We start from the raw sequence: 1,995 nt of genomic DNA on the forward strand, positions 1-1,995 counted from the left end.
ATGTTTTCTATGCATGGGTCACCCAAGTCCTTATCCCAGTACTTCCTAAAAACAGTGTAATCATGATGGATAATGCAACTTTTCACAAGAAACAGAGTATTCAACAAGTCATCATCGATGCGGGGCATATGGTGGAATATTTGCCTACCTATTCGCTAGATCTTAATCCAATTGAACATAAATGGGCACAAGCTAAATGCAAAAAAAGAGCGCTCGGATGCGACACAGATATTTTGTTCGCACTCAATATGATGTAATCAAAATTAAGACGCTTAGCTATAGCCAACGATCTAACTGAGTTGCATGTTGATGATCATTATCAAAAAAAGCAATATAACTATCGATTGTGGCATTGATCCCTTTTTGAAAAGTTGCCTGAATGGCTGACTGATTAAGTGCTGGATGGAATTCTGCTCCTTTCTGATGTTGCACACAGTGAACTGGCCACCAAATTTCACGTAGGCCATCAAGATTACCCTCGGTGCCTACCTGAGTTCCTGAGTTGACAGCAAAATTTAAGTGATCAGCAGGATGCCAGTCCTGGCTGGCAATAACAACGATATTTTGTTGCTGGCAGTAGTGATAACATTATTAGCTGTACTAATAACACTTTCACTATCTAATACTTCTAGGGCGACCCCTTTACAAAAGTCATTTTGCAGATCGACCAGTAATAATGCAGTATTAGTCATTATATCGTCCTTAATAATTGTCACTATAGGTAAGTTCACCGCGCAAATTTTTTGCATCAGCGTACGAATATCATTTGAAGATAAAGATTGACTATTGACTAAGTAAATAATGAAGCTTGGTAAGGGTTTCCTCAAAAGTCATGTCATAACCACTAATAACACCAACTTTGGCTAATGCGTGCCCGGGTGGCATACCCATTAATGTTAACTCGCCCAGAGAGGCATTGTGTGAAATTAATGACGATAATATTGTGTTGACAGGCCTTTTCAAGGCATTTTAACAACTCAGTTTGTGAAGGCGAATTACCAACACCGTAAGAACGCAGAATGAGTGCTTTGCTGGGTTGCAATAAGATTTTTTCGATACTTTGTACTGAATCCCAGGATAAATAGTAAAAACCCCAACGGGTTGAGGGGTAATTTTATGGCTGCTGAAATTGCCGTCATTTTTTGGCAATGGACAGCTTTGTAAACAACGGATATGAATACCCGCATCAATTATAGCTAGGCGACTTTAAAATGATTACAAGTAATTACTCTATATCAGTAAATTTATATTGGAGAAAACATATATTTTTGTAATCAAAATTAAGACGCTTAGCTATATCGATAGTTTCTTTGATACAACAGATATTAATTACCTTGATCAGATAACAAATAATGCGCCAGACAATGTTAAAAATAAATAATTACGCGGATGATTTTTTAATCGAAGAACTATTTGCTTAAATACTCAACAATATTTTTCTGCTGAAGAAGAACCACTATTCAATTGGCAACCAACCGATACCTATCTTAAAAAATCTTTATCTAATAAATATTATCAAGGCGAACACAAGCCGAATATTCTATTTAGAATAGGAAGAATGCTTAATAGAGGTAAATAAAAACTCACCAATATTGAAAAATATTGTCAACTAGTAAAAAAATTAGTAGAAAGATATAGTATTAACTATCATTTGATAGGTCTGGCTTATCCAATTTCTGAATACGAAATTTGGAATGAACCCGATCTTGGTTTTTTCTGGGAAACACCCGAAAATAATCAGCGTGCAGTTGTCAAATTTTATGATTTTTATTGTGTCGTTGCCAATACAATTAGAGCAACTGCCTCCTGGGTAAAATTGGTAGTTGCGGAACAGCATTTTTTTTAAGAATGAAAATTTTGTCAATAACTTTATTGCCTATATAAAAAATAATCATTTTTCTTTTGATTTTTACTCATATTATTATTACGCGATCGATACTGCCAATCCAAAAAACATTTATGAAATCTAGGAGTATGTTCGCAGTATCTTAAATA

The 1,995-nt window shown here is 35.0% G+C and carries 3 protein-coding genes and 2 pseudogenes; 3 read left to right on the top strand and 2 right to left on the bottom strand.

Annotation, left to right across the window (positions count from 1 at the left end; translation table 11 throughout):
* On the top strand, window positions 1-257 hold a 257-nt coding region (locus ARSQ2_RS10510; RefSeq protein ID WP_181995271.1), incomplete at its 5' end, for a transposase.
* Window positions 258-279: 22 nt separating this feature from the next.
* On the opposite strand, the pseudogene pncA reads toward ARSQ2_RS10510, so the two are convergent.
* A pseudogene (gene pncA / locus ARSQ2_RS13265) lies at window positions 280-692 on the bottom strand (bifunctional nicotinamidase/pyrazinamidase); the annotation flags it as partial.
* A gap of 10 nt (window positions 693-702) precedes the next feature.
* Window positions 703-1,194: pseudogene (locus ARSQ2_RS10525) on the bottom strand (L-asparaginase family protein); the annotation flags it as partial.
* A gap of 55 nt (window positions 1,195-1,249) precedes the next feature.
* Between ARSQ2_RS10525 and ARSQ2_RS13915 the strand changes: the two are divergent.
* Complete coding sequence (locus tag ARSQ2_RS13915; protein ID WP_255487429.1) at window positions 1,250-1,381, top strand: hypothetical protein; 132 nt, start codon at window positions 1,250-1,252, stop codon at window positions 1,379-1,381.
* Between the two features lie 270 nt (window positions 1,382-1,651).
* A complete protein-coding gene (locus ARSQ2_RS10530) occupies window positions 1,652-1,846 on the top strand; it encodes a hypothetical protein (RefSeq protein WP_238334312.1) in 195 nt (64 codons plus the stop codon).
* The last annotated feature ends 149 nt before the right edge of the window (window positions 1,847-1,995 follow it).

Source organism: Arsenophonus endosymbiont of Bemisia tabaci Q2 (assembly GCF_902713415.1).
GTDB lineage: Bacteria > Pseudomonadota > Gammaproteobacteria > Enterobacterales > Enterobacteriaceae > Arsenophonus.